Annotated in this window: 18 protein-coding genes; 11 read left to right on the top strand and 7 right to left on the bottom strand. The window is 71.3% G+C overall.

The window, feature by feature from the left end:
• Positions 1 to 50 precede the first annotated feature (50 nt).
• The 3 genes from PYS65_RS09140 (at position 51) to PYS65_RS09130 (ending at position 2,991) form a co-directional block, all read left to right on the top strand.
• Positions 51 to 635, top strand: a complete 585-nt coding sequence (locus PYS65_RS09140; protein WP_279333349.1) for an IS607 family transposase — start codon at positions 51 to 53, stop codon at positions 633 to 635.
• Complete coding sequence (tnpB, locus tag PYS65_RS09135; RefSeq protein ID WP_279333348.1) at positions 632 to 2,089, top strand: IS607 family element RNA-guided endonuclease TnpB; 1,458 nt, start codon at positions 632 to 634, stop codon at positions 2,087 to 2,089. Before PYS65_RS09140 ends, tnpB begins: the two co-directional genes overlap by 4 nt.
• 143 nt (positions 2,090 to 2,232) lie before the next feature.
• Positions 2,233 to 2,991 (top strand): SDR family oxidoreductase, encoded by a 759-nt coding sequence (locus tag PYS65_RS09130; protein WP_279333347.1) that lies wholly within the window; start codon positions 2,233 to 2,235, stop codon positions 2,989 to 2,991.
• Here PYS65_RS09130 and PYS65_RS09125 read toward each other — a convergent pair.
• From PYS65_RS09125 to PYS65_RS09115, 3 genes are all read right to left on the bottom strand, one after another.
• Positions 2,948 to 3,433, bottom strand: coding sequence for a hypothetical protein (locus PYS65_RS09125; RefSeq protein ID WP_279333346.1), 486 nt, complete (start codon positions 3,431 to 3,433; stop codon positions 2,948 to 2,950). The genes PYS65_RS09130 and PYS65_RS09125 overlap by 44 nt on opposite strands.
• A gap of 228 nt (positions 3,434 to 3,661) precedes the next feature.
• Complete coding sequence (locus PYS65_RS09120; RefSeq protein WP_279333345.1) at positions 3,662 to 4,543, bottom strand: nitrilase-related carbon-nitrogen hydrolase; 882 nt, start codon at positions 4,541 to 4,543, stop codon at positions 3,662 to 3,664.
• The gene (locus tag PYS65_RS09115) at positions 4,540 to 5,982 is read right to left on the bottom strand and encodes a purine-cytosine permease family protein (protein WP_279333344.1); all 1,443 of its coding nucleotides are present in this window, start codon (positions 5,980 to 5,982) and stop codon (positions 4,540 to 4,542) included. The genes PYS65_RS09120 and PYS65_RS09115 overlap by 4 nt, the downstream gene beginning before the upstream one ends.
• A 225-nt stretch (positions 5,983 to 6,207) precedes the next feature.
• On the opposite strand from PYS65_RS09115, the gene PYS65_RS09110 reads away from it, so the two are divergent.
• From PYS65_RS09110 to PYS65_RS09085, 6 genes are all read left to right on the top strand, one after another.
• A complete protein-coding gene (locus tag PYS65_RS09110) occupies positions 6,208 to 6,792 on the top strand; it encodes a helix-turn-helix domain-containing protein (protein WP_279333343.1) in 585 nt (194 codons plus the stop codon).
• A 175-nt stretch (positions 6,793 to 6,967) separates the two neighbouring features.
• Entirely contained in the window at positions 6,968 to 8,572 is a 1,605-nt protein-coding gene (locus PYS65_RS09105) for a TIGR02677 family protein (protein ID WP_279333342.1), read from the top strand.
• Positions 8,569 to 9,873, top strand: coding sequence for a TIGR02678 family protein (locus PYS65_RS09100; RefSeq protein ID WP_279333341.1), 1,305 nt, complete (start codon positions 8,569 to 8,571; stop codon positions 9,871 to 9,873). Before PYS65_RS09105 ends, PYS65_RS09100 begins: the two co-directional genes overlap by 4 nt.
• An 8-nt stretch (positions 9,874 to 9,881) precedes the next feature.
• Positions 9,882 to 14,120 carry a TIGR02680 family protein gene (locus PYS65_RS09095; RefSeq protein WP_279333340.1) on the top strand — a complete coding sequence of 1,413 codons (4,239 nt, stop codon included), beginning with the start codon at positions 9,882 to 9,884 and terminating at the stop codon, positions 14,118 to 14,120.
• The gene (locus PYS65_RS09090; protein ID WP_341483680.1) at positions 14,111 to 15,493 is read left to right on the top strand and encodes a TIGR02679 family protein; all 1,383 of its coding nucleotides are present in this window, start codon (positions 14,111 to 14,113) and stop codon (positions 15,491 to 15,493) included. The genes PYS65_RS09095 and PYS65_RS09090 overlap by 10 nt, the downstream gene beginning before the upstream one ends.
• A gap of 382 nt (positions 15,494 to 15,875) precedes the next feature.
• On the top strand, positions 15,876 to 16,820 hold the full coding sequence (locus PYS65_RS09085; RefSeq protein WP_279333339.1) for an SDR family oxidoreductase: 945 nt from the start codon (positions 15,876 to 15,878) through the stop codon (positions 16,818 to 16,820).
• A gap of 121 nt (positions 16,821 to 16,941) precedes the next feature.
• Here the strand turns inward: PYS65_RS09085 and PYS65_RS09080 are convergent, their stop codons facing one another.
• Both PYS65_RS09080 and PYS65_RS09075 read right to left on the bottom strand, forming a co-directional pair.
• Positions 16,942 to 18,915: an ABC transporter ATP-binding protein gene (locus PYS65_RS09080; RefSeq protein WP_279333338.1), complete on the bottom strand. Its 1,974-nt coding sequence runs from the start codon at positions 18,913 to 18,915 to the stop codon at positions 16,942 to 16,944.
• Positions 18,916 to 19,133: 218 nt separating this feature from the next.
• A complete protein-coding gene (locus PYS65_RS09075; protein WP_279333337.1) occupies positions 19,134 to 20,267 on the bottom strand; it encodes a glutathione-independent formaldehyde dehydrogenase in 1,134 nt (377 codons plus the stop codon).
• A gap of 164 nt (positions 20,268 to 20,431) precedes the next feature.
• Here PYS65_RS09075 and PYS65_RS09070 point away from each other — a divergent pair, with 164 nt between their 5' ends.
• Positions 20,432 to 20,623 (top strand): hypothetical protein, encoded by a 192-nt coding sequence (locus tag PYS65_RS09070; RefSeq protein WP_279333336.1) that lies wholly within the window; start codon positions 20,432 to 20,434, stop codon positions 20,621 to 20,623.
• A 39-nt stretch (positions 20,624 to 20,662) separates the two neighbouring features.
• On the opposite strand, the gene glpK is transcribed toward PYS65_RS09070, so the two are convergent.
• Together glpK and PYS65_RS09060 are read right to left on the bottom strand one after the other, a co-directional pair.
• Positions 20,663 to 22,180, bottom strand: a complete 1,518-nt coding sequence (gene glpK, locus PYS65_RS09065; protein WP_279333335.1) for a glycerol kinase GlpK — start codon at positions 22,178 to 22,180, stop codon at positions 20,663 to 20,665.
• Between the two features lie 64 nt (positions 22,181 to 22,244).
• Positions 22,245 to 23,132, bottom strand: coding sequence for an MIP/aquaporin family protein (locus tag PYS65_RS09060; protein WP_279333334.1), 888 nt, complete (start codon positions 23,130 to 23,132; stop codon positions 22,245 to 22,247).
• 699 nt (positions 23,133 to 23,831) lie between these two features.
• Between PYS65_RS09060 and PYS65_RS09055 the strand changes: the two genes are divergently transcribed.
• Positions 23,832 to 25,370: a pectate lyase family protein gene (locus PYS65_RS09055; RefSeq protein ID WP_279333333.1), complete on the top strand. Its 1,539-nt coding sequence runs from the start codon at positions 23,832 to 23,834 to the stop codon at positions 25,368 to 25,370.
• Positions 25,371 to 25,395: the final 25 nt, after the last annotated feature.

Raw genomic sequence — 25,395 nt, 5'->3', positions numbered from 1 at the left:
CTAGTCGTTCCTAGTCATCTCTAGTCGCGGATGTCGAATATTTTGGCCTTGTGAAGCTTTCGGAGTGGGCACGGCAGCAGGGCGTGAGCTACCAGACCGCCTGGCGATGGGTGAAGGACGGGAAGATGCCCGTTCCGGTCCGCCAGGCGCCGTCCGGAACGTGGTTGGTCACTGAGCCCGCTCCGGCCGTCTCGGCGACCTCGGGGCGGGTGGTGGCGTACTGCCGTGTGTCGTCCGCCGACCAGAAGATCGACCTCGAGCGGCAGGCGGCCCGGGTCGTGGCCGGCGCGAACGGGCTCGGCCTGGCCGTCGCCGAGGTCGTCACCGAGGTCGGCTCGGGGCTGGACGGGCGGCGCCGCAAGCTGCACCGGCTGCTGTCCGACCCGCAGACGGCGGTGATCGTGGTCGAGCACCGGGACCGGCTGGCCCGGTTCGGCGTCGAGCATCTCGAAGCCGTTCTGTCGGCGTCCGGGCGGTGTCTGGTCGTCCTCGACCCCACCGAGACCACTGACGACCTGGTGCGGGACATCACCGAGGTGCTCACGTCGATGTGCGATCGCCTGTACGGGCGGCGCGCGGCGAAGAACCGCGCCGCCCGCGCGGTGGCCGTGGCGACCGGCGAGGCCGCCGAGTGAAGAAGTTCCAGGCGCAGCCCGGTTTTGTGGTGCAGGCGTTCCGGTTCGCCCTGGACCCGAACGTCACCCAGGAGCATGCGCTGCGTTCGCACTGCGGCGCGGCGCGTGCCGCGTACAACTGGGCCGTCGGCTGGGTCGAGGCGTCGTGGTGGCAGCGCCGCGCGGAGGAGTCCTACGGCGTCGCCGAGGAGCAGCTGACAAAATGGCGGCCGTGGTCGCTGCCCGTCCTGCGGAAGGCGTTCAACGAGACCAAGCACACCGACCCACGGTTCGCGGCCTGGTGGGAGGAGAACTCGAAGGAGGCGTACTCCACCGGCCTCGCGAACGCGTCGGCCGCGTTCGACAACTACGCCAAGTCGAAGCGGGGCAAGCGCCGTGGCCGTGCGATGGGTATGCCGCGGTTCAGGTCGAAGCGGAAGGCACGTCTGTCCTGCCGGTTCACCACCGGCACGATCCGCGTGGACACCGACGGCCGGCACGTCACGCTGCCCCGCCTGGGCACGGTCCGCACCCACGAATGCACAGTGAAGCTCCTCGACCGCGTCCAGGCCGCAACGGCCCGGATCCTGTCCGCGACGGTGCGGCACGAGCGGGGACGCTGGTTCGTGTCCTTCCAGGCCGAGGTCAAGCGCGACCTCGAACGCGTGGCACGCCCGGACGTGGCCGTCGGCATCGACCTCGGGGTGAAGACCCTCGCGGTCATGGCCGACTCGACGGGCGAGATCCGGCAGGTCCCCAACCTCGGGCACTACGACACCGCACGCAGGCAGCTGCGCCGTGCGTCTCGGATCGTGTCCCGACGCCAGGGCCCCGACCGGCGCACCGGACGGCAGCCGTCGAAGCGGTGGGAGAAGGCCAACGCCCAGCGCAACAAGGTCCACCACCGCGTGGCGAACCTCCGCGCGGACGCCCTGCACAAGCTCACCACCAGCGTGGCCGCCGAGTACGGCACCGTGGTGGTGGAGGACCTGAACGTCGCCGGGATGCTCCGCAACCGGCGTCTGGCCCGTAGGATCGCCGACGCCGGATTCGGCGAGATCCGCCGACAGCTCACGTACAAGACCCGCCGGCGCCACGCCACCCGCCTCGTGGTGGCCGACCGCTGGTACCCCTCCTCCAAGACCTGTTCCGGGTGCGGCGCGGTGAAAGCCAAGCTGCCGCTGCACGTGCGGAGCTATGAGTGCGACGCCTGCGGCCTGGTCATCGACCGGGACGACAACGCCGCACTCAACCTCGCCGCCCTCGCGACGGCCTGCGTGACTGGTACCGGAGTGGCCGGAGACCAGGACACCGCCCCGGCGGTGTCGAAGCCTCGTGGAGCCGACCAGAAGACCCGCGCCACCCGCACCCGTCGCGAGACGGTGACGGGGCGGGCAGGTGGCGCAACCCTGCCGCAGCAGCGGCAGACGGAAGCGAGAGACCGTACTCAAGCCGAGCCCCTGACGCTCTGGTGACGAGACGGACCTTCCGGGCCGAAATGCCCGGAAGGCCGAGACCTGGCTACGGTCTCGGCAACGGTACACCTCACGTCACGGGCGTGTGCTCCTACGTGCCCCGGCTGCGGTCCGAGCAGTCTCGAAGGGGAAGGTACACAGGCGTGTCAGCAGGCAAGACGGCACTGGTGACGGGTGCGAGCAGAGGGGTGGGGCGGGGTATCGCGCAGCGGCTGGCGCAGGACGGCGCCCTGGTGGCGGTGCACTTCCGCGAGAACGAGAGCGCGGCCGAGGAAACCCTCGAGGCGATCCGGGACAGCGGCGGACGCGCTTTCGCGGTACAGGCGGACCTCGGCGAGCCGGGGGGAGTGGAGAGTCTGTACGACCGGTTCGACGCCGGGGTGGCACGGCACGGCACGGGTCCGGGCCTGGACGTACTCGTCAACAACGCCGGCGTCAGCGGGTCCGCCCGCATCGGCGAGGTGACGCCCGAACTCTTCGACCGGATCTTCGCGGTGAACACCAAATCCCTGGTGTTCACGACGCAGCAGGCCCTGAAACGCATGCCGGACGGGGGCCGCGTCATCAACATCTCGTCGGCGGTGACCCGCGTCGCCTATCCGGAGTCCCTCGTGTACTCCATGAGCAAGGGGGCGGTCGACACCTTCACCCTGGCGCTGGCCAAGGAGGTCGGGGCGCGCGCCATCACGGTGAACTGTGTCCGGCCCGGATTCGTCGAGACGGACATGAACGCGGAGAAGCGGCGTACGAGGGAAGCGGCGGCGGAGCTGGCGTCCCTGTCCGTCTTCGGACGGCTGGGGCAGCCGTCCGATGTGGCCGACATCGTCGCCTTCCTGGCGTCCGAGTCGTCGCGGTGGATCACGGGCCAGTGCATCGACGCCTCGGGCGGATCCCGGCTGTGACGGCCCCCCACGGCGTGACCACGGTGCGGACCCGGGTGGGAACGGCGAGGCGAGGGGGGCTCAGTCCGGCGGCGGGCAGCGGATGGGACAGCACGGCGGTCTGCTGTTCCTCGGTACAGACGGTCTCTCGTTCCCCGACGACCACGAGGATGCTGCCCAGCCGGCCGTCGGAGTTGTAGACGAGTTCCGCCGGTCCCGGGAGAGCCGCGCGTTCCAGGTGGTTGGCCTGGCCGTCGCTCGGGGGCGGGGTGAAGGCGAAGGGCTTGTTGGCGAAGAGCAGCCGGTAGCCCGGTGGGGCGTGCGGTACGGGGCGGTCCTTGTCGCCCTGTCGCCCTTGTCGTTGTCGTCGTTCTTCGGTGAACGTGGCTGGGTGGTCGACGGGGAGCCGGAGCCGGTGCCGGTCCCCGTGGCGTCCTTCACGGGGTTGGACCCCTCCGGCCACATCGAGGCGACGGCGCCGGCCGTGACCCCCACGACGAGGGCGGCGAGCACGGTGGTCAGCACCCGTCTGCGCCGCGCCGGCGACACCGGCCGTGCAGGGACGGGCACCGTGGGCATCAGCGGAGGCGGCCCGCGCCCGGTGCGCTCCGGGTCCGCGTGCCGCACCACCGCCCGCCCGCGCTGCGAGCCGGCGCGGGCGGCTGCTGGACGACAGCCACCCGCGGCCGGGTTACGGCTGCTCCGGTCCGACACCCGCGTACAGTCCGGGACGCCGGTCCGCGTGCACGTCGTTGAGTTCGCTGATGGACTTGTCGCGCGCTTCGGCGAGGTCGAGCGTCGCGGTGACGATCGTCGCCTCGCCCAGGCACAACGCCGTCACCGGGTACCCGTCGGCGTCGACGATCACACTGCCGCCGAGCCAGTCCTGTCCTCGTTCGACACCGGTGCGGTCGGCGACCGCGACGAACATGCGGTTGACCGAGGCGTCCGCCTGTACCCGGACGATCTCGCCGGGGCGCTCGCCCTCCGGTCGCGGGTACAGCGGCCAGTTCACCGGTCCGCACAGCAGTTCGGCCCCCTCGAGCGCCGCCCTGCGCACCCACTCGGGGAATTCGAGGTCGTAGCAGATCATCATCCCGATACGGCCGTACGGGGTGTCGACCACCGGCGGCGGCGCCGCACCCGGCGTGAAGCCCCGGGTCTTCTCGGCGTTCCACAGATGTGCCTTGCGGTACACGGCACGGAGCCCGGTCTCGTCGATCAGGACACTCGCGTTGTGTACCTGGCCGTCGGTGCCGAGTTCCGCGAAGCCGCTCACGATCACCAGCCGCAGGCGGGACGCCAGGGCCTCCCACTCCCTGATCGTCTCGCCGTCGACCGGCTCGGCTGCCGACCGCAGCTCCTCGAGGTCGTCGAAGACGTACCCCGAGTTGGCCAGCTCCGGCAGGACCACGACGTTCGCGCCCCGGCCCGCCGCGGACAGGACCGCCTCGCGGATCTGTTTCCGGTTCTCCGGTACGCGGCCGACCTGCGGCGCGAGCTGGCAGCAGGCGACCGTGACGGCGGACGCCTCGGTCCTGGCCGGTGACGGCTGTGACGGGGTCGGGGTCATCGGTTCGATCCCTCCAGTTCGGCTTCGCCCTCCACGTGGGCGTCGGCACCGTGGTCGAGGTTGCGCGAGAAGACCAGGTAGAGGATGCCGGAGACGAAGAGCCCGACGACGAACGAGAAGTCGGCCCCGCCGAGCAGCTCCGCGACCGGTCCCACGTAGAAGCTGGTCGAGAAGAACGGGACCATCGAGAGGAACCCGATGAGGTACGCGAGCACACCCCGCCATGCCCAGCGCCCGTAGATGCCGTTCGGCTTCAGGATTTCCCCGATCGCGTACCGGCCGCGGCGCACGAAGTAGAAGTCGACGAGGTTGACCGAGGTCCACGGCACCAGGAAGTAGAGCATCAGCAGGACGAAGGTGGTGAAGCTGTCGATGTAGTTGTCGGGGATCAGCAGGGCGACGAGGAGCGAGCCGAGGCCGACCGCGGTGAGTCCGACGACGCGCAGCCGGACCGTCGGGCGGACCTTCCTGAAGCCGTCGACGGCACTGGTTCCGGTCAGCATGGCTCCGTAGGCGTTGACGCCCATGATGGAGATCAGCGCGAGCACCGAAACGATCACGGCTATGGTGCCGAACCCGGGGAAGACCAGGTCACCGACCTGCCGCACCGCCAGGATCGGGTCGGGGTCCGGCAGATAGCTGGCCAGGATCGCGCCGAGCGACATCAGCCATACGGCGGAGCACGTGGCGCCGGCGTAGACCGAGCCGATCAGCTTCTTCGCGGGCGCGTTCGCCGGAAGGTAGCGGGTGTAGTCGGAGACGTACACCGAGTAGCTGATGTTGTACCCGGCGGCGAGCGAGATCTGCACCAGGAAGGCCGTGGTGTCCCAGCCCGCCGTGGCCGCCGGCGCGTCCACCGCGAGCGGCGTCGAGGAGAAGTGCACGATGGCCACGACCGTGATGATCGCGAACACGACGATGAGCAGATACGTCAGCCACCGCTGCACGAAGTGCAGCAGATCGTGTCCGACCACCGCGATGATGATCGACGCGGCGATGAGCACGGGGTACCAGAACAGCTTGGCCTCGGGCAGGACGAGTCCGATGCCCTGCGCCGCCAGGATCGTGTCGAAGACGAGGAAGCCGACGTAGACGAAGACGGTCGCCGCGAAGGGCACGACGGCACCGCGGCTGCCGAACTGGGCACGCGACTGGATCATCTGCGGCAGGCCCATCCGGGGCCCCTGGTTGGCGTGGAACGCCATGAAGAAGGTGCCGAAACCGACGCCGAGCACCACGGCGAGCACGCTGAATCCGAGACTCAGCCCCATGGCGGGTCCGACGAAGCCGGTGACCATGGTCGGCAGCACGAAGTTGCCGGTGAACCAGAACGGCCCCTGATGCCACACCTTGCCGTGGCGCTCGGATGCGGGGACGTAGTCGATCGAGTGCTGCTCGATCACACCTTCGCGACGGGTCGCGGTCTCGGGTGAAGACATGGCGATCCTCTCAGGGCAAGCGGGATGCGGGGCTGATGCCGGCGTCGGGAGGGCCCAAGGGGGCTTCGACGGGGGTCATCGGAACCTTCCGGTTCTCCACTCAAAAAGTCACCTATACGAAACAGATGATGCATATGAGGCAACCTGTAAGTCCCGGTAGTCTGACCTGCACCCACCCCACTGTCAAGGTTCGCCGACAGGTCGATCGTTCACTGCGAGGACTCCATGAAGGCGCTGCATCCGAAGCCGTCCGCGCTCCCGGTCCGCGTCGGCGCGCGCCTGCGGGCCTGCCGCAAGGCGCAGGGTCTCACCATCGAACAGGTCGCGGCGGCCACCGGCCTGACCAGGGGATTCATCAGCCGCGTCGAGCGGGACGAGACCTCACCGAGCGTGGCCACCCTGGTCACGCTCTGCCAGGTCCTGTCGCTGCCGGTGGGGACACTCTTCGAGGACGCCGACACCGAGGTGATACGCCTGGGCGACGCGCCCCAGATCAACATGGGTGGCCGCGGGGTCCTCGACCGCATGGTCACCCCGCGCGGCCAGTCGAAGGTCCAGGTGCTGCGTTCGCGCCTCGACGCCGGCGCGAACGGCGGAGACGACCTCTACACGATCAACTGCGACGTGGAGGTCATCCACGTCATCGAGGGAGAGGTCACCGTGCTCTTCACGGGCCGCACCGAGACTCTGACGACCGGTGACACCCTCACCTTCTCCGGCCGCGAACCCCACAACTGGCGCAACAGCGGCGACTCGGTCGCCGAGGTGCTCTGGACCTTCGTCCCCGCCCCGTGGAGCGGCTCGCGCTAGTCCGCCGAGCAGCCACCGGCGAGAACCGCACCGGGCGCGATCGCTGCTCTTCGTCGCGGCGACCCGCGCCCGTGACGCACTCGCCATCACCTGGCACGGTGAGCCGAGCCGCTTCCTGGCGCGTGTCCGTGACTCCCACGTGAGCCCGTGAACAGGGGTGGAAGAATGTGCCGAGATGACCCCCGCCGACTACACCCCCTTCGCCCACCTCACCGCCCCCAACGCACCCCTCTACCGCCAGGTGATGCGGGCCTTCCTCGCCGCCAAGGAGCGGTTCGCGGTGCATCTGCGGCCGGAGGACGTGTATGCCTCCCTGGACGCGGGGAGCCGGCCCGCCGACGTCGAGGCGGTGACGCAGGCGCTGGACAAGCTGGTGGAGTGGGGCAACCTGCGGGCCGATCCGGACCACGCGCGGGTGACGGCGGTGGAGGACTTCTACCGCAGGCGGTTCATCTACCAGCTCACCCGGGCCGGTGAGGCGGCCGAGGCGGCGCTGGGGACGTACGACGAGGTGCTGGGGCGGCGCGGCGAGCTCCAGGCGGTCGCGCTGCACGACATCGTCACGCAGTTGCGGGCGCTGCTGGTGATCGCCGCGGAGGACGAGCCCGACCCGGCCAAGACGTACGTCGCCCTGTCCGTGCTGACGGCGCGGTTCACCGACCTCGCGGACAACGCCCGCGCCTTCATGGGCTCGCTCCAGCGCACCATCGACCTGCACGACATCGAGGTCGAGGCGTTCCTCGCGTACAAGGACCGGCTGATCCAGTACCTGGAGCGGTTCATCCAGGACCTCATCACCCTCGGCGGGCGGATCGCCCTGCTGATCGGGGAGCTGGAGGAGCGGGGGAGCGTGAAGCCGCTGCTCTCACTCGCCGCCGCCCGGGAGGCCGCCGACGCCGCTCCCGAAGACGCAGAGCAGGCGGAGGCCGCGGCGTACGAGAAGTGGGCCGCCCGGTGGTCCGGGCTCGCCGAGTGGTTCGTGTCGGGGGAGGGGCGGGAGTCGCAGGCCCGGCTGCTGCGCGGGCGGGCGCTCGGTGCGATCCCGCAGCTCCTGGCCGTCGTACGGCAGCTCAACGAGCGGCGGGCCGGGCGTTCGGACCGCTCGGCCGACTTCCGCACCCTGGCGCGCTGGTTCGCGCAGGCGCCGGACGACGCGGCGCGGCACCGGCTGTGGCGGGTGGCGTTCGGGCTGCACTCCTCGCGCCACCTCACCGTCGACGCCGACACCCTCGCCGAACGGACGGCCTCCCCTGAGCCGGCTTCCACCCCGTGGGGCGAGGCGCGACCGCTGCGGATCAGCCCGCAGTTGCGCCGTACGGGCAGTTACGAGCGGCGCGGCAAGCCGCGCAAGGTGGCGGACCGGGGCGAGGCGAAGCGCCGGCTCGCCGCGCTCGCCGCCCGGCAGACGGAGGAGACCCGGCGGGCCCGGGACCGGCTCGTGACGGGCGGGCCGGTGCGGCTGTCCCGGATCGGCGAACTCGACCCGCTCGCCTTCCAGTTGTTCCTGCGGCTGCTCGGCGACGCGCTCGCCACCTGGCGGCCGGACACGACCACCACCACGGCCACCAGCGGGGACGGTTCGATGGAGGTACGGCTGACCGCGCTCGACGACGGGGCGACGGCCGAAGTGCGCACCCCCGACGGTGTGTTCAGGGGCCCCGACCACCTGATCGACATCGTCGACCTCACGGCGGGGCACGGCGACCGCGCCGCACCCGCCCCCGTTCCCATACCCGCCCCACGGGAGGACACCTCCCCCCGGCTCACGGAGGACCGATGAGCGGCCCCCTCGCCGAGGTCCTGGACGGTCAGCGCCAGGCCGACCTTCAGAAGGCCGCACGCGCCCTGCTGAAGGAGCCGCTGCTCACCGCCGACGGGCCGTACGCCGACGAGTTCCGGCTGGTGCGCCGGCACGCCGCCGAGCTGCGGGAGTGGTTCGAGCGCAACGTCGGCTGGGCGCTGCGTACGGACGCCGACGCCGCACGGCTGCGCAAGACGCCGGGCACCCTCACCGACGCCACGCACCCGGCGCGCGAGGCCGCCCGCAGCGCCCTGCCCTTCACCCGCCGCCGCTACGTCCTGCTCTGCCTGGCCCTGGCCGCGCTGGAACGGGGCGAGTCGCAGGTGGCGCTCGGACGCCTCGCCGAACAGGTCGTGCTGGCTGCCGCCGATCCCGAACTCGTCGCCGCCGGCATCACGTTCACCCTGGAGCGGCGCGACGAGCGCCTCGACCTCGCGGCCGTCGTCCGCCTGCTGCTGCGGCTCGGGGTGCTGCGGCGGGTGGCCGGCGACGAGGACGCCTACGTCAGCGGAGCGGGCGACGTGCTGTACGACGTGCGGCGGCGCGTGCTGGCCGGGATGCCGGCCTCCTTGCGGGGCCCCTCCATGGTCGAGGCCGAGGGCTTCGAGGAACGCCTGACGGAGATGACCGCGCGGACCGCGCTCGACAGCGACGAACTCAGGTTCCGGGCGATCCGCTGGAAACTGACCCGCGTCCTCCTGGACGACCCGGTGCTCTACTACGACGACCTCACCGACGACGAACTGGCCTACCTCACCCGGCAGCGCGGCTTCATCACCGCGCGCATCAACGAACTGACCGGACTCGTCCCGGAGGTCCGGGCCGAGGGCGTCGCCATGGTCGACCCGCTGGACGACCTCACGGACGTGCGCATGCCGGAACAGGGCACCCACGGTCACATCACCCTGCTGCTGGCCGGGCACCTGGCACGGGCGACCGGGCCCGTCGAGCCGGAGGAACTGGCGGTCCGCGTAAGGGAACTGGCCGCGGAGCACGGCGGGTTCTGGTCCAAGTCGGCGCGGGAGCCGGGAGCGGAGCCCGAACTCGTCGAGAAGGCGCTGACCAAGCTGGTGGCGCTGGGACTCGCCGAACGCACGGAACGGGGCGTCGTCCCGCGGCCGGCCCTCGCGCGGTACGCGGTCGGCGAGCCCGTCGTCCGAGAACCGGAACCCGGACGAGCCCGCCGGCCCGCCACGACCGCAAAGACCGCCACGACCGCGCAGACCGCAAAAGCTGCGAAGGCCGCACAGGCCGTACAGAACACGCAGGACGAAAGGTGAACCACCCCGTGACCGCGCTCCCCGGCCCCGGACTCCCCGGCCCCGGACTCCCCGGCCCCGCGCCCGGCCGGTGGCGGCCGCTGCGCATCGGGCTCGTCGACCTGTTCCACTACGACGTCGAGGAGTTCTGGTTCCGCGACGGCCGGCTGCTGCTGCGCGGCAACAACGGCACCGGCAAGTCGAAGGTGCTCGCCCTCACTCTGCCGTTCCTCCTGGACGGCGACCTCTCCGCCCGCCGTGTCGAACCCGACGGCGACCCGGGCAAGCGCATGGAGTGGAACCTGCTCCTGGGCGGAGCGCACCCGCATCCCGAACGGCTCGGCTACACCTGGATCGAGTTCGGACGGCTCGACGACACCACGGGCGAGGCGCACTTCCGCACCCTGCTGTGCGGGCTGAAGGCGGTCGCCGGACGCGGCATCGCCCGCCACTGGTTCGCGGTGACGGACCAGCGGATCGGCGCCGGCCTCGACCTGCTGGACGCGACCCGGACCGCCCTGTCCCGGGACCGGCTCGCCGAGGCCGTCGGCGACCGCGGCATGGTGTACGACACGGCGAAGGCCTACCGCAGGGCGGTCGACGAGGCGCTCTTCGGGCTCGGGGAACGGCGCTACGGTGCCCTCGTCGACCTCCTGATCCAGCTGCGCCAGCCCCAGCTCTCCAAGCGGCCCAGCGAAACCGCCCTGTCCCGGGCGCTGACCGAGGCGCTGCCGCCGATGGACCAGGCGGTCGTCGCCGACGCGGCGGAGGCGTTCCGGTCGCTGGACGAGGAGAAGGAGGAACTGCGGGCGGCCCGCGAGGCCGAACAGGCGTCCTCGACATTCCTCGACCACTACCGGCGCTACGCCCGCCTCGCCTCCCGGCGCCGCGCCCGCCTGCCCCGCCGTGAACACGCCCGGTACGAGAACCTCCAGCGGGAACTCTCCAAGGCACAGACGGACCGGGACCGGGCCGTGGCGGACCGCGAGGAGGCCCGGGCGAGGGGCGCCGCCCTCGACGAGCGGGCCGCGCGGCTGGCCGCCCAGGACGCCACGCTCCGCTCCCGGCCCGAGATGCGAGACGCCCGCGCGCTCGACCGGGCGGCGGACGACGCCTCCCGCACGGCCGGGGAGTTGAAGCGGGCCGAGGCGGACCGGCGTACGGCGGCCGAGGCGCACACCCGGGCCCTGGGCCGGCTCGCCACCGCGGACAACCGGCTCACGGCAGCCCGGGAGGTTCTGGACGACATCCTGGGCCGGGTGGCCGAGAGCGCCGCGGCCGCCCGGCTCGACGTCCCCAGGACGGAGGGAGCCCCCGAGGCGGTCCTGCGCCGGGAGGCGGACGGGGCGACGGCGAGCAGGCGGCGCGCCGTCGAGCACGTGGCGGAACTCGCCGTGCGGGCTGAGCGGGCCGAGGAACAGCACCGGGCCGCCCGGCTGCGTGCCGACGAGGCCGACGAGGAGGCCGTGCACGCCGAGGAGCGGCTGGCCGAGGCGGAGGAGGGTGTAGCCCGGGAGGGGCGGACGCTGGTCACGGCAGTGCGGGAGCACCTCTCCGGGTGCGGGGAGCTGCGGGTGCCCGGGCTGCCGGGGGTCCTGGACGCGGTACAGGACTGGGTGAGCTCCCTGGACGGCCCGCTGCCGGCCCGTACGGCGGCGATCGAGGCGCATCGCACCGCCGCCTCCCGCCTGGCCGACCGGGCGGCCCTGCTGGCCCACCGCGAGGAGACGGCGGCGGAGCGGCAGCGGCTGGCGACCGAGGAACTGACCGCCCTCGAAAGGGGCGGGGAGCGAGGCCCGTCGGCTCCTCACACCCGCACCCCCGGCGTACGAGACCGGGGTCCCGGCGCTCCGCTGTGGCGGCTGGTCGACTTCCGTCCGCACGTCACCGAGACCGAACGCGCGGGACTGGAAGCCGCGTTGGAAGCCTCGGGACTCCTCGATGCCTGGGTGCGGCCGGACGGCTCCACGGTTGCGGCGGACGGCCACGACGTGCTGCTCGACCCGGTCGGACTGCTCGGCGGGTCCGGTCTCGACCGCGCGCTGTACCCGGAGGTCGACCCCGCGGACGCGGGAGCCGCCGCCGTCGGGGAGGAGACGGTCGCGCGCCTGCTCGCATCGATCGGGCTGGCCGCGGGCGGCGACGGGCCCGGGGAGGCATCCTGGGATGCCGGCGGCCACGACACCTGGGTCTGCGCGGACGGGCGCTTCCGCGTCGGAGCGCTCACCGGAAGCTGGGCCAAGGACCATGCCCAGTACGTGGGGGAGGGCGCCCGGGAGCAGGCGCGTCGCGTCCGGATCGTAGAACTGCGCGCCGAGATCGACGACTTGACGGCAGAGCGCGAACGACTGACCGAGGAAGCCCGCGCCGTGGCCGGGCGCCGCGCCGTACTGGACGCCGAACTCGCCGCACTGCCGGGCGACGACGACCTGCGGCACGCCCACGCACGCGTCACCGCCGCGGCCGAGGCGGTCCGCCGTGCCCGCGCCCGGCGGGACGAACGGGCCGCGGAACTGGCCCCGGCGGCGCGACGGGCCGAACGCGCGGCGGCCGAACTCGCCGACACCGCAGCCGCCCTGAACCTCCCCACCGACCCCACGGCACTGGGTGCCGTGCGCCAGGCGCTCGCCGACCACACCGCCCTCCTGGCGGCCCTGTGGCCCGCACTGCGCGAACGGGCGGAAGCCGAGCGCGCTGTGACCGGCGAGCAGGAGGAGACCCACCGGGCCGAACTCCTCGTCTCCGAACTCGCGAAGCGTACGGCGGAGTCGGCCCGGACGGCCGCCGCGGCGGACGAGCACCTCACGACGCTCCGCTCCACCGTCGGAGCGGCCGTCGCCGAACTCCAGCGGCAACTGGAGGAGACGGCCGAGGCCGTCCGGATCTGCGCGCACGAACAGGAGCAGACCCGGGCGGAGCACGGTGACGCCGACCGGCGCGCCAGCCGCGCCGAGGGGCGCATCGAGCGGCTCGCCGAGGACGTCACCGAGGCGACCGCCGCACGGGAGGAAGCCGTCGCGGCGCTCCAGCGGTTCGCCGCGACGGGGCTGCTCGCCGTCGCCCTGCCCGACCTCGCCGTACCGGACGACGGCAGCACGTGGGCGGCGACCCCCGCCATCGCCCTCGCACGGGCCGTGGAGTCCCGGCTCTCCTCGGTCGACGACACCGACGCGGCCTGGGAGCGCGTGCAGAAACGGCTGAGCGAGGAGTTCGGCAGACTGCAGGACGCGCTGTCACGGCACGGCCACACCGCCACCGCCCGCCCGAGCGAGGACGGCATGCGGGTCGACATCGTCTACCAGGGCCGGGAACGGGCCGTGCCCGACCTCACCGAGGCACTCGCCGTCGAGGTCGCGGAACTGACCCGCATCCTGTCCGCACACGAGCGCGAGATCCTCCAGACCCATCTGATCACCGAGGTCGCCGGGACGCTCCAGGAGCTGATCGGGGCGGCCGAACGGCAGGTGGCCGCCATGAACAGGGAGTTGGAGGAACGCCCGACCTCCACGGGGATGAAGCTGCGGCTGGTGTGGCGGGCGTCCCGCCGGGCCCCGCAGGGGCTGGCCCAGGCCCGGGAACGGCTGCGCCAGTCCGCCGACGCCTGGTCGATCGAGGACCGGGCCGCGGTCGGCGCGTTCCTTCAGGAGCAGATCGCCCGCCGGCAGGCCGACGACAGCGCCGGCAGCTGGCTGGAGGACCTCACCGCCGCCCTCGACTACCGGGCCTGGCACGAGTTCGGCGTCGAACGCCACCAGCACGGCAAGTGGGTGCCGGCCACCGGGCCCGCCTCGGGCGGGGAGCGGGTCCTGGCCGCGTCCGTGCCCCTGTTCGCCGCCGCGTCCTCCCACTACGCGAGCGCGGGCGGCGCGTACGCCCCGCGTCTGGTCACCCTGGACGAGGCGTTCGCCGGCGTCGACGACGACTCGCGCGCCAAGTGCCTCGGCCTGCTGCGCGCCTTCGACCTCGACGTCGTCATGACCAGCGAACGCGAATGGGCCTGCTACCCCCAGGTACCGGGCATCGCCATCGCCCAGCTCTCCCGCGTCGACGACGTCGACGCCGTGCTGGTGACGCGGTGGGAGTGGGACGGCACCGAACGGCGGCGCGGCCCGGAGCCCGGCGCACAGGCGGACGCGTCGAGGCCGGCTCCCCTCGCCGACGGGCTCGGCGAGGCGGCCGAGGGACCGGTGGGTTCCCCCGGTGAGCCGGGGCGAACCGTCATCGGAGGTGCCGGAGGTGCCGGAAGCCAGGAGTCCCGGTGGACGTGAACCCTGCGACGGATCCGTCCGCCCGCGACGGTCGTGTTCTCCCGGCCCACGCGGCGGCCGGGCGGGAGGCACCGGTGGACGGCGCCGTCGCGGACACGGTGCCGGCCGTGCCGCCGGAAGCCGGGGACCGGGCCGGCATCGACACCGGGCGTCTCGGCCGTCTGCTCGGGGACCCCGGCCTCGCCTGGCTCGTGGACCGCGTCCGGCAGCGGATGACACGCGGGAGGCCGCTCACCGGCTCCGTCACCCTGTCCGCCCCCGACGCGTCCCAACGCCTCGCCGTAGAGCGCCTGTTGGGGCGGGCGCCGCGAGCAGGCGGTTCCCTGAGCATCCGCCTCGACACCGTGGACGCGGTCCTGCGCCGCTCCGGTGTCAGCCCCGACGGACTGGCGGCCGCCGTGGTGGCCCTCACCGGCCCCGTCGCATTCCGTGCGGAAGTACGGGCCGAGGAGGAACGGGCCTGGGCGGAGGCGTACGCCCCGCTCGGCGCCCTCGGTGCCGGACTGGCGCCCTGGGCCGAGCGGGTCCGCGGGGACGGCCTCGTACGGCGCCTCGCCCGCACACCGGAGGCCGCGGGCCCCCTGGTGCAGGCTGCCGTGCGCGCGTTGCGTGCGCTGCCCGCGTCACCCCCGATCTCGCGGGCGACCTTCGCGGCACGGAACCTTTCGGGCGCCCATGCCCTGGACGAGGGGACGCCGCTCGCCACTCTCGTCCTGTCCGGCATCCGTTCCCTCACCGGCTTCCCCGACGGCTCCGGTGCGCAGTGGCTGCGGGAGGCATGGGCCTCGGCGGGGCTGCTCAAGGACGACCTGTCCTCGACCGTCCTCACCCTCAACCTGCGCGGTACCCCACCCCTCGACTGGATGGCCGACGCGGGGGAGCCGGCGGTGCTGACGCTCCGCTCCCTCACCCGTCGCGCACCGGTTGCCGCCGTGCCGGTGACGGGAACCGTCTATCTCTGCGAGAACCCGGCCGTGCTGTCCGCCGCCGCCGACACCCTGGGGCCGGCATGCCCGCCCATGGTGTGCCTCCAGGGGCAACCGTCGGCCGCCGCTCTCACCTTGTTGCGCGACCTCTCCGCACGGGGAGCCGACCTTCTCTACCACGGCGATTTCGACTGGGGCGGCGTACGCATCGCCGCGACACTGGCGCACAGCGTTCCTTGGCGGCCGTGGCGCTACGAGGCCGTCCACTACCGGGCGGCAGTGGCCGCGGTGGCCGCGGTGGCCGAAGCCCCGGAGCTGACGGGCCCGCCCGTCGCGACTCCCTGGGACCCTGCCCTGGCCGCCGCTCTCGTCGAGCACGGTGTCCGGATCGAGGAGGAAGCGGTGCTGGACGACCTGCTCGCGGACCTCGGGCCAGGGTCCCGTTGAGGTGCGTCCCCCATGTGTGGTGAGCACGGAATCCGACGCGTACCGAGCCGATGGCGACCGGAGCTCCCTCGTCATCGGACGTCTTTCCGATGCCGCACCACGTGGAGTGCGTGGCGATCCTGGAGCCTGCGGGAAAGAGCGGCTGACCTGCGGTTCGGTGGTAGCGCTGGTGGTTTCGACCTGTTTCACGACATCCAGCGGGTCGAGCCGATCGGGCTCGCCTCACCTGGAGATGTGTGCTGGAGTGACGGGTGGGAGCGGCTGCGTGCTGCCCGGCCGTCAGGACTCCTGACGCCCGTACGACGCTCGATTCCCGTCGGCGAGACCGACGGGAGCAGGGTGTCGTGACGCCCGTGACGGGCGGGGGAGAGGAGAGGAACGCATGCGCACCTTCACCGGTACACGTGTACATGCCGCGGCTCACGACAGCCCCTTGCGCGGGCGCGTCGCCGTGGTGACCGGGGCGGCCCGCGGTGTCGGCGAGGCTCTCGCCCGGCGCCTGTCCGCGGACGGCATGCGCATCGCCCTGCTGGGCCGTGAGGAGAAGACCCTCGCCCGGGCGGCGGCCGCCCTGACCTCTTCGAGCATCTGCGTCGAGACGGACGTGACCGACCAGGCCGCGCTCGACGAGGCCGCACGGCAGATCGAGGAGCGGCTCGGGCCGGCCTCCGTCGTCGTGGCCAACGCGGGGATCGCCGCAGGCGGCCCCTTCAGCCGTACGGCGGCCGACCTGTGGCGGCGCGTCGTCGACGTCAACCTCGTCGGGTCGGCGAACACGGCCAGGGCCTTCCTGCCGCAGCTCACCCGCACCCACGGCTACTTCCTGCAGATCGCCTCGACCGCCGCCTTCGGGTCCGCGCCGATGATGAGCGCGTACTGCGCGTCCAAGGCGGGCGCGGAGTCCTTCGCCCAGGCCCTGCGGGGTGAGGTGGAGCCCGACGGGGTCACCGTCGGCATCGCCTACCTCCACTGGACCGGCACCGACATGGTCGCCGGCATCGACGACCACCCGGTCCTGCGGGCCCTGCGCCGGCACCAGCCGTGGTTCGCACGCCGAGTGCACAGCCCCGACCAGGTGGCCGACTGGCTCGCCACCGGCATCGCACACCGCGCCCGGCACGTCTACGCCCCGCCGTGGCTGCGCTGGTGCCAGCCCCTGCGACCGCTCTTCCCGTCCGTGGTCGCCCGCGTCGCCCGCCGCGAACTGCGGGAGCCGTCCACCGGCGAGCTCGGGGCCGATGTCGGCGTACTGGGCGCGGGCGGCCGCGCCGACTGGGAGACGTTCCTGTCCACCACCCGTCCCGGCACCACTCCGGGACGGGAGTAGAGGCTCCGGCGGCGAACGGTTCCGGGGACGGGTGCGGGCCTTGGCCGCGGAGCCGCCGGGAGGGGCGGGAGGAGGGGGAGGAGGGGCTGCGCGGCGTGAGCGGGTCTTTCGGGCGGGGGTGTCAGGCGGGTGCGGTGGGGCGAGGGACGGTGCCTGCGGGGACGTACTGGGCGGCCTGGGCGTCGAACATCGCGGCGTAGCGCCCCCGGGCGGCCATGAGTTCGTCGTGGCTGCCGTGCTCGGCCAGGCGTCCCCGGTGCAGGACGTAGATGCGGTCGGCGTGGCGGACGCCGGACATGCGATGGGTGACGAGGACGACGGCGCGGTGCGGTGCGGCGAGCCGGCGGATGCGGCTGAACGCCTCGATCTCGGCTTCCGGATCGAGGGCGGAGGTGGGTTCGTCCACGATGAGGACGCTGTCCGCCGACGAGGTCGAGCTACGCCAGTGGGTGCGGGCCAGGCCGATCTTCTGCCATTCGCCGCCGGACAGTTCGATGGCTCCGCGGAACACACGGGCCAGCAGGCTCTGCAACCCGTCGGGGAGTTTGGCGACGACCGGGCCGGCCCCCGCGTAGTCGACGGATGCCTGCAGGTCCTCCGGCGTGGCGTCGTGGCCGGGGCGTCCGATGCGGATGTTCATCGCGGCCGTCACGGGCCAGCGTTCGAAATCCTGGGTGAGCAGTGCGACGCGGTCGAAGACCTGGGAGCGTTCCAGGCCGGTGATGTCCGAGTCGCCCCACCGCACGATCCCTTCCTGGGGGAGCAGCAGGCCCGAGAGGATCTTCATGAGGGTGCTCTTGCCGGAACCGTTCTCGCCCACCACGGCCGTGACCGAGCCCATGGGCAGGGTGAGCGTCACCTGGTCCAACGCCGGTGCCTCACGATCGGGGTAGCGGTAGGTGACCCGGTCGAGGGCGACCTGCCGGACCTGTTTCGGGACCGGATCGCCGGCCTTGGGGATGGCGTGTCGGGCGGCCTCGGTCAGGAAGCGTCCGTGATCGCGGACATAGAGGGACTCCTCGTGCAGGGTGTTGATGTTCATCACCAGAGCCCCCAGGCTCGCCGAGCCGGAGCGGACGGCGATCACCGCGGTGCCGGCCACCGCCAGGTTCATGTGCCCGCTCATGACCAGCCAGATCATGGTTCCGTAGGTGGCCGCCATCGCCACTCCGGACAGCGCGGCGGCCACCCACTCGGTGACCGCCTTGCTGGAGGCCAGCCGCTCCTGCTCGGCCTCGGCGCTTCGGGCCATGTGCTTGTACCGGCCGAGCAGGAAAGGACCGACGCCGTGGATGCGTACTTCCTGGGCGGCGGTGCGCTCGGTCAGGAGATTGCCGATGAGGCGGCTGGCCCGCAGGTGTTCGATCCAGCTCATCACCGACACGTAGCGCTCCTGGGCCACCCGCATGGCGCCCCAGCCGCGCGGCGCGGCGATGAGGATCAGCATGGGCAGCAGCGCCGGGTGCAGGACGGTGAGCACGCCGGCTGTGGCCACCAGGGAGATGGTGCTGTTCAGCGCGGCGACACAGGCGCCGATCATGCGGCGGGCGGAAGCCGGGCCGTACTGGGCGATGTCGATCAGGCGGCGGAAGTCCGGGTCGTCGATGGCCTCCAGCTCGACGGAGACGGCGGCAGCCAGGTACTGGGTGGTGGCGATCCGCTCGACGAGCGGTTCCAGACGGCCCGCCCGGGACGTGGACCATCCGGCGAGAACCGAGTTGACGACGGCGATCGTGGCGATGGCGAGCAGACCGGGCAACAGGGCGTGCAGCCGTTCCACGGCGCTGCCGGAGCCGAGGAGGGCGTGCATGACGGCGTTGACGGCGAGCAGTCCGACGGCAGCGGCGACGCCTTGCCCGACCTCGCTGATCCCGACGGCGATGAGCGCCCGGCGGTCCGCCTTCCACGCCATGCGCAGGGTCGCGCCGACCAGAGCCGGCATCGATCGGAGTGCGGACGCCAGGGTCAGGTCCAGCCGCGCGTTCTCGTGTTGGGACCACCCCATGTCGTAGCGCAGCGGGCCGCCGAACAGTTCGCGCTCTGCGTCGGACACCTCCGGCTCGGCCGGTCGGACCTTCCCGAAGAACCTTTTCACCGTGCGCCTCCCGGGGGCGAATTCGCTGTTCGCCAGCGAGAGTTGCGCGATGACAGTCCCTTTGAACAGGGAGCATCCACCACCGCCGGTTGCACACCCCCGGGCACACGCCCGCGCGCACCCCCGCCTTGATCACCACGTAGCGGCAGGGAAGAGCGTGAGCACTCGAGTGGTTCGGTGCTCACGCTCTTCGCTTTTCGGGCCGGAGCGTCGTGGTGTTACGGGTGCAGCACCACCTTGGTGTAGCCCTCGATGCGCTTGTCGAACTTGTCGTAGGCCGACGCCGCCTGGTCCAGGGGAAGTTCGTGGGAGACGACGAAGCTGGGCTTCGCCCTGCCCTCGATGATCATGTCGCGCAGCTGTCGGTTGTAGCGCTTCACGTTGCACTGCCCCGTGCCCATCCGCAGGCCCTTCTCGAAGAGCTTGCCGATCGCGACGAGGAGCATGCCCTGCTTGGCCTGTTCGTCCGGGCCTCCGGGGTCGGACGGGACGTAGAGGCCGGGCACGCCGAGCGCTCCGGTGGCCCGGACCGTACCGACGAGCGAGTTCAGGACGGTCGCCGGTTCCTCGTGGTCCGCGCCGTGCGCCGACGCCTGGTAGCCGACCGCGTCGACGCCCTTGTCCGTGCCGATGCCCTCGGTCTGGTCCTTGATCTGCTCCACTGGGTCGCCCTCGGCGAAGTTGATCGGAATCGCGCCGATCTCCTCGGCCTTCTGCAGCCGCTCGGGGACCCGGTCCACGGAGAACACCTTCCTCGCGCCGCGCAGCAGGGCCGAGTAGGCGGCCATCAGGCCGACCGGTCCCGCGCCGTAGACCGCGACGCTCTCACCGGGGCGGACCTGGGCGAGTTCACAGCCGTGGTAGCCGGTGGGGAAGATGTCCGCGAGCAGGATGAAGTCGGTCTCGTGCTCCTGTCCCGCCGGCAGCTTCAGGCAGTTGAAGTCGGCGTAGGGAACGCGCAGGTACTCGGCCTGGCCGCCCTTCCAGGGCCCCATGGCGACGTAGCCGTACGCGCCGCCGGGGAAGCCCGGGTTGACGGTCAGACAGTAGCCGGTGAACCCCTCGACGCAGTTGGTGCAGAAGCCGCAGGCGACGTTGAAGGGCATGACCACGCGGTCGCCCTCCTTGAGCGAGGTGACGCCCTGGCCGGCCTCCTCGATGACTCCCATGTTCTCGTGGCCGAAGACGATGCCGGGCTCGGCGGCGGTGCGGCCCTCGTACATATGCAGGTCGGAGCCGCATATCGCGGTGGAGGTGACCCGTACGATCACATCGTTCGGATGCTGGATGCTGGGCTTCTCGACGTCTTCGACCGCGACGCTGAACGGCTCCTTGTACACGACGGCCTTCATGCTGAGACCTCCACTCGACGGCATACGTGTGCGACGGCCACGCCCCCGCCCGCGCTGTCCGCGTGACTCATCTCTCATGATTCTCCGGACTCCCCGATCAGGCAAACCGGTAATCTCCGGATATGTGAATAATCGGCGTCGCGCCGAGAAGGGAGTGGTGGAACATGGCAGCACAGAGGCTGGGAATCCTGCTCGTCCCCGTGCCCGGACTGTCCGGCACCACCTACCCGCCGGGAACGACCGTGACGGTCCGTGGTCGCGGCGCGACAGTGGACGCCTTCGTCAACGGCGACTGGCTCCCGCTGTCATGGTGGGAGTTCTCCGACGGCCTCCGCGAGGACATCGCCGACCGCTGACCGCCGTGCCGACCGTCGACCGCCGTGCCGACCGCCGGGTCAGGTGACCTTGACCCAGTCCAGGGTGCGTTCCACGGCGCGCTTCCAGTCCCGGTAGCCGTCCTGGCGCTGCTCCTCGCTCCACACCGGGCTCCAGCGCTTCGACTCCTGCCAGTGCGAGCGCAGTTCGTCGGTGTCGCGCCAGAAGCCGGTGGCGAGCCCGGCGGCGTAGGCGGCGCCCAGTGCGGTGGTCTCGGCGACCACCGGACGGCTGACCGGCACACCCAGCACGTCGGCCTGGATCTGCATGCACAGGTCGTTCGCGGTCACACCGCCGTCGACCTTGAGCACGTCCAGGTGCACGCCCGAGTCCTGTTCCATGGCGTCGACCACGTCACGGCTCTGGTAGCAGATGGCTTCCAGCGTGGCCCGCGCGATGTGTCCCCCGGTGTTGTACCGGGCCAGGCCGACCATGGCGCCGCGGGCGTCGGAGCGCCAGTACGGGGCGAACAGACCGGAGAAGGCCGGCACGAAGTACATCCCGCCGTTGTCCTCCACCGAAAGCGCCAGCCGCTCGCTCTCCGGGGCGCTCGTGATGATCTTCAGCTGGTCGCGCAGCCACTGCACGGCCGCGCCGGTGACGGCGATGGACCCCTCCAGGGCGTAGACCGCCGGGCTGCCGGCGAACTGGTACGCCACCGTCGTCAGCAGCCCGTGCTGCGAACGCACCAGCTCCGTACCGGTGTTGAGCACCAGGAAGTTGCCGGTGCCGTAGGTGTTCTTGGCCTCGCCGGGGGAGAAGCAGACCTGGCCGACGGTCGCCGCCTGCTGGTCGCCGAGCACGCCGGTGATCGGCACGGGGGCGCTCAGCGGCCGTGAGGTGCGGGCCTGGCCGTACGCCTCGGGATGGGACGAGGGGTTGATGACCGGCAGCATCGCGCGCGGGACGCCGAAGATCTCCAGCAGCTCGTCGTCCCAGTCCAGGGTCTCCAGGTTCATCAGCATGGTGCGGCTGGCGTTGGTCACGTCGGTGGCGTGCACCCCGCCGTTCGGTCCGCCGGTGAGGTTCCACAGCACCCAGGCGTCCGTGTTGCCGAACAGGGCGTGACCCGCCGCGGCGGCCTCGCGCAGTCCGTCCACGTTCTCCAGCAGCCACTTGATCTTGCCGCCGGAGAAGTAGGTGGCCGGCGGCAGGCCGGCCTTGTGGCGGATGACCTCGCCGTGGCCGTCACGCTCGAGTGCGGCGGCGATGCTGTCGGTGCGGGTGTCCTGCCAGACGATGGCGTTGTAGTACGGGCGGCCGGTGCGCGGGTCCCAGACCACGGTGGTCTCGCGCTGGTTGGTGATGCCGATGGCCTTGAGGTCGGTGGCCGACAGATTCCCGGCGCGGAGGCCGTTCTGGATCACGGTGTTGGTGCGCTCCCAGATCTCCACCGGGTCGTGCTCGACCCACCCCGACCGAGGCAGGATCTGGCGGTGCTCGAGCTGGTGCTTCGCCACCTCGTTCCCGGAGTGGTCGAAGATCATGAAGCGTGAACTGGTGGTGCCCTGGTCCACCGCGCCGACGAAGTCGGGCATCGCGGCCACCTCTTCTCGTGGTCGTGCGGGAATCTGTGCGAGCGGGTCCGCCTGCGGCCGGGCCCTAGGGCTGCTCGGTGGCCGGACCCTCTTCGGCGTCCTCGAGTCTGGCCTTGAGCACCGGGCTGATGATCAGGTCGTACGCGAGGGTTCCGAGGACGCCGCCGATGAGGGGGCCGACAATGGGGATCCACCAATAACCGCTGAACCATTGGAAGGTTCCTGGTAGGGCGATGGAGCCCCAGCCTTCGAAGAAAGTGAACAGCCGGGGGCCGAAATCTCGGGCGGGATTGATCGCATAGCCGGCGTTGGTGCCGAACGTCAGACCGATCGCGACGACCACCAGACCGATGAGGAAAGGGCCCAGATTGGACATCGGAGCCATATTGCGGGTGTCGATGAGTGCACAGATCAGCAGCAGCAGAATCCCGGTGCCGATGATTTGGTCGAGCAAGGGGCCCCACCAGGAACCCCCGAAGTATTCAGCGGGGAATGTGGCGAAGATCGAGTATGTCGCCAGTGACTGGTCCCGCGGGACACCCGCCTTGGTGTTGGCCGCGTCGATCGCCCACCGGTAGGACGCGTAGACGAGCGCGGCGGCGACGAACGCCCCCACGACCTGTGCCAGCCAGTAGGGCAGGACCTTCCGCCAGGGGAAATCCCTTCGTACGGCGAAGCTCAGAGTCACCGCGGGATTGATGTGGGCGCCGCTGATACCGCCGGCCACATAGACGCCGAACACCACGGCGAGACCCCAGCCCCACGAGATGATGAGCCAGTTGGCGGGGCCGAAGTCCGCCGTCTGCCGACCTGATCCGGGCAGGCCGACGACGGCGACGGCCACCGATCCGACGCCCAGTAGAATAAGGACGAATGTCCCCATGAATTCTGCGAGCATCTCACCGGCGAGGCCCTTTCGGTAACCACGTCGATGGACAATGCGTTCAGCCATCGGGTCTCCTCGGCTGGAATGGCGCAGTCTTGCCCTCCCCATTACCGGAAGCCTATGGCCGCCTCGTGCGTCCCGCCTGTGCGGCGCCGGAATTCCCTCCCATGGAGTAATGCGCCATTCCCGCGCCGTCCACCGCTTTCACCGCCCCCTTCGCCCGCCGCTTTCACCCGGGCGGCGCACCGGACCGTGCGCCGGACCGCACCTCGGTCTCCAGGGCGCGCCACCTCTCGTGAAGGACCGGAGCCGGTGGCGTCGGCCGGTGGGACCCTTGCCGGCCGGGTGGGGCCGGGGCTCGCCGGTACGGATCGGCACAGGGCTTCTCCCCCTGCCCGCTGCTTGCTTCTCACGGAGCACGGAGCACGGATCGCGGAGCACGGATCACGGATCACGGATCACGGACCGGTCCAGGGGAGCGCGTCCGCTGGTCATGCTGCCGCAGCTGCGAGGGTGGAACCCCTTGTCGGTGCGCATCAGCTGCTGAAGCTCTGTGTCGGGGCTGCATGTGCGGCTTCCGGCGGGAGGTGAACGGCAGCTGGTGTATGAGATACGAAAGGGCGGACTCATGACGTCCGGAGCCTTGTCAGTCCGGACGGGGGCACCCTATTCTCGCGGCGAGAAAGCGCTTTCCATCGAGTCGACGGCGTTCGACGGCACTCTGCATGACATGCCCATGACGTTAAGTGAACAGGGAGAGCCCGCATGAAGAGATCAGCAGCACTGCGGTTCCACGCGACGCTGGCCACGGCGGCCCTCGCGGCCGCGACCGGACTGGTGGTGGCGATGCCCTCGGCGTCGGCCGCGACCGGCAGTGCCACCGGCTACGCGACCCAGAACGGCGGGACCACCGGCGGCGCGGGCGGGCAGACGGTCCGGGCCACCACGGGCACCGCGATCCACACCGCCCTGTGCAACCGTGCCAGCAGCAGCACCCCGATCATCATCGAGGTCCAGGGCACCATCAATCACGGCAACACCAGCAAGGTGTCGGGCAGCAGCTGCAACACCGCCGCCGGTGTGATCGAGCTCAAGCAGATCAGCAACGTCACGATCGTCGGGGTCGGCAGCGGTGCCGTCTTCGACCAGTTGGGCATCCACATCCGGGAGGCCCGCAACATCATCATCCAGAACGTGACCGTCCGGAACGTCAAGAAGTCCGGCTCGCCCACCTCCAACGGCGGCGACGCCATCGGCATGGAGACCGACGTCCGCAACGTCTGGGTCGACCACGTCACCCTGGAGGCGTCCGGCGGGGAGTCGGAGGGCTACGACGGCCTCTTCGACATGAAGGACAACACCCAGTACGTGACCCTGTCGTACAGCACCCTGCGCAACTCCGGCCGCGGCGGCCTCATCGGATCCAGCGAGAGCGACCGCTCCAACGGCAACATCACGTTCCACCACAACCTGTACGAGAACATCGACTCCCGTGCACCGCTGCTGCGCGGCGGCATCGCCCACATGTACAACAACCACTACAAGCGCCTCAACGACTCCGGCATCAACTCCCGGGCCGGGGCGCGCGCCAAGGTGGACAACAACTACTTCGAGGACTCCAAGGACGTCCTCGGCACCTTCTACACCAGCGAAGCCGGCTACTGGCAGGTCAGCGGCAACATCTTCGACAACGTGACCTGGTCCTCCCGCAGCGGCGACAACCAGCCCGCCGGCCCCAACCCGACCTCCAACACCTCGGTCTCCATCCCCTACTCCTACAAGCTCGACGCCGCCAACTGCGTACCGGACGTGGTGAACCGGACGGCGGGCGCCAACAAGGGCCTGAAGGTGTCGGACGGCAACTGCACGCCGCAGAACCCCACCCCGACCGACCCCACGGACCCCACCGACCCGACGGACCCGACCGACCCCCCCACCGGGACCAACCTCAGCCTCGGTGCCGGTGCTGACGGCTCCAGCAAGGCCGGCGGGACGAGCTACGGCAACGTGATCGACGGCAACCTCGGCACCTACTGGTCGCCGAGCGGCTCGACCGGTTCCGTCTCGGTCAAGTGGTCGTCCGACGCCACGGTGTCGAAGGTCAACATCCGGGAGGCGTCGGGCTCCGAGGGCACCGTCCGGTCCTGGCGGCTCCTCAACCACGACACCGGTGCCGTCCTGGCCTCCGGCAGCAGTGCGGGCGCCGTCTCCTTCGCGCGGACCTCGCTGCGCAAGATCACCTTCGAGGTCACCGGCGCGAGCGGCACGCCGCGGATCGCCGAGTTCGAGACCTACGGCGGATAACGGACAGGGACGGGCGAGTCGCCGT

Source organism: Streptomyces cathayae, assembly GCF_029760955.1.
Classification (GTDB): domain Bacteria; phylum Actinomycetota; class Actinomycetes; order Streptomycetales; family Streptomycetaceae; genus Streptomyces; species Streptomyces cathayae.
The sequence above is the reverse complement of the archived record's forward strand: the minus strand, read 5'-3'. Positions and strand labels throughout refer to the sequence as shown.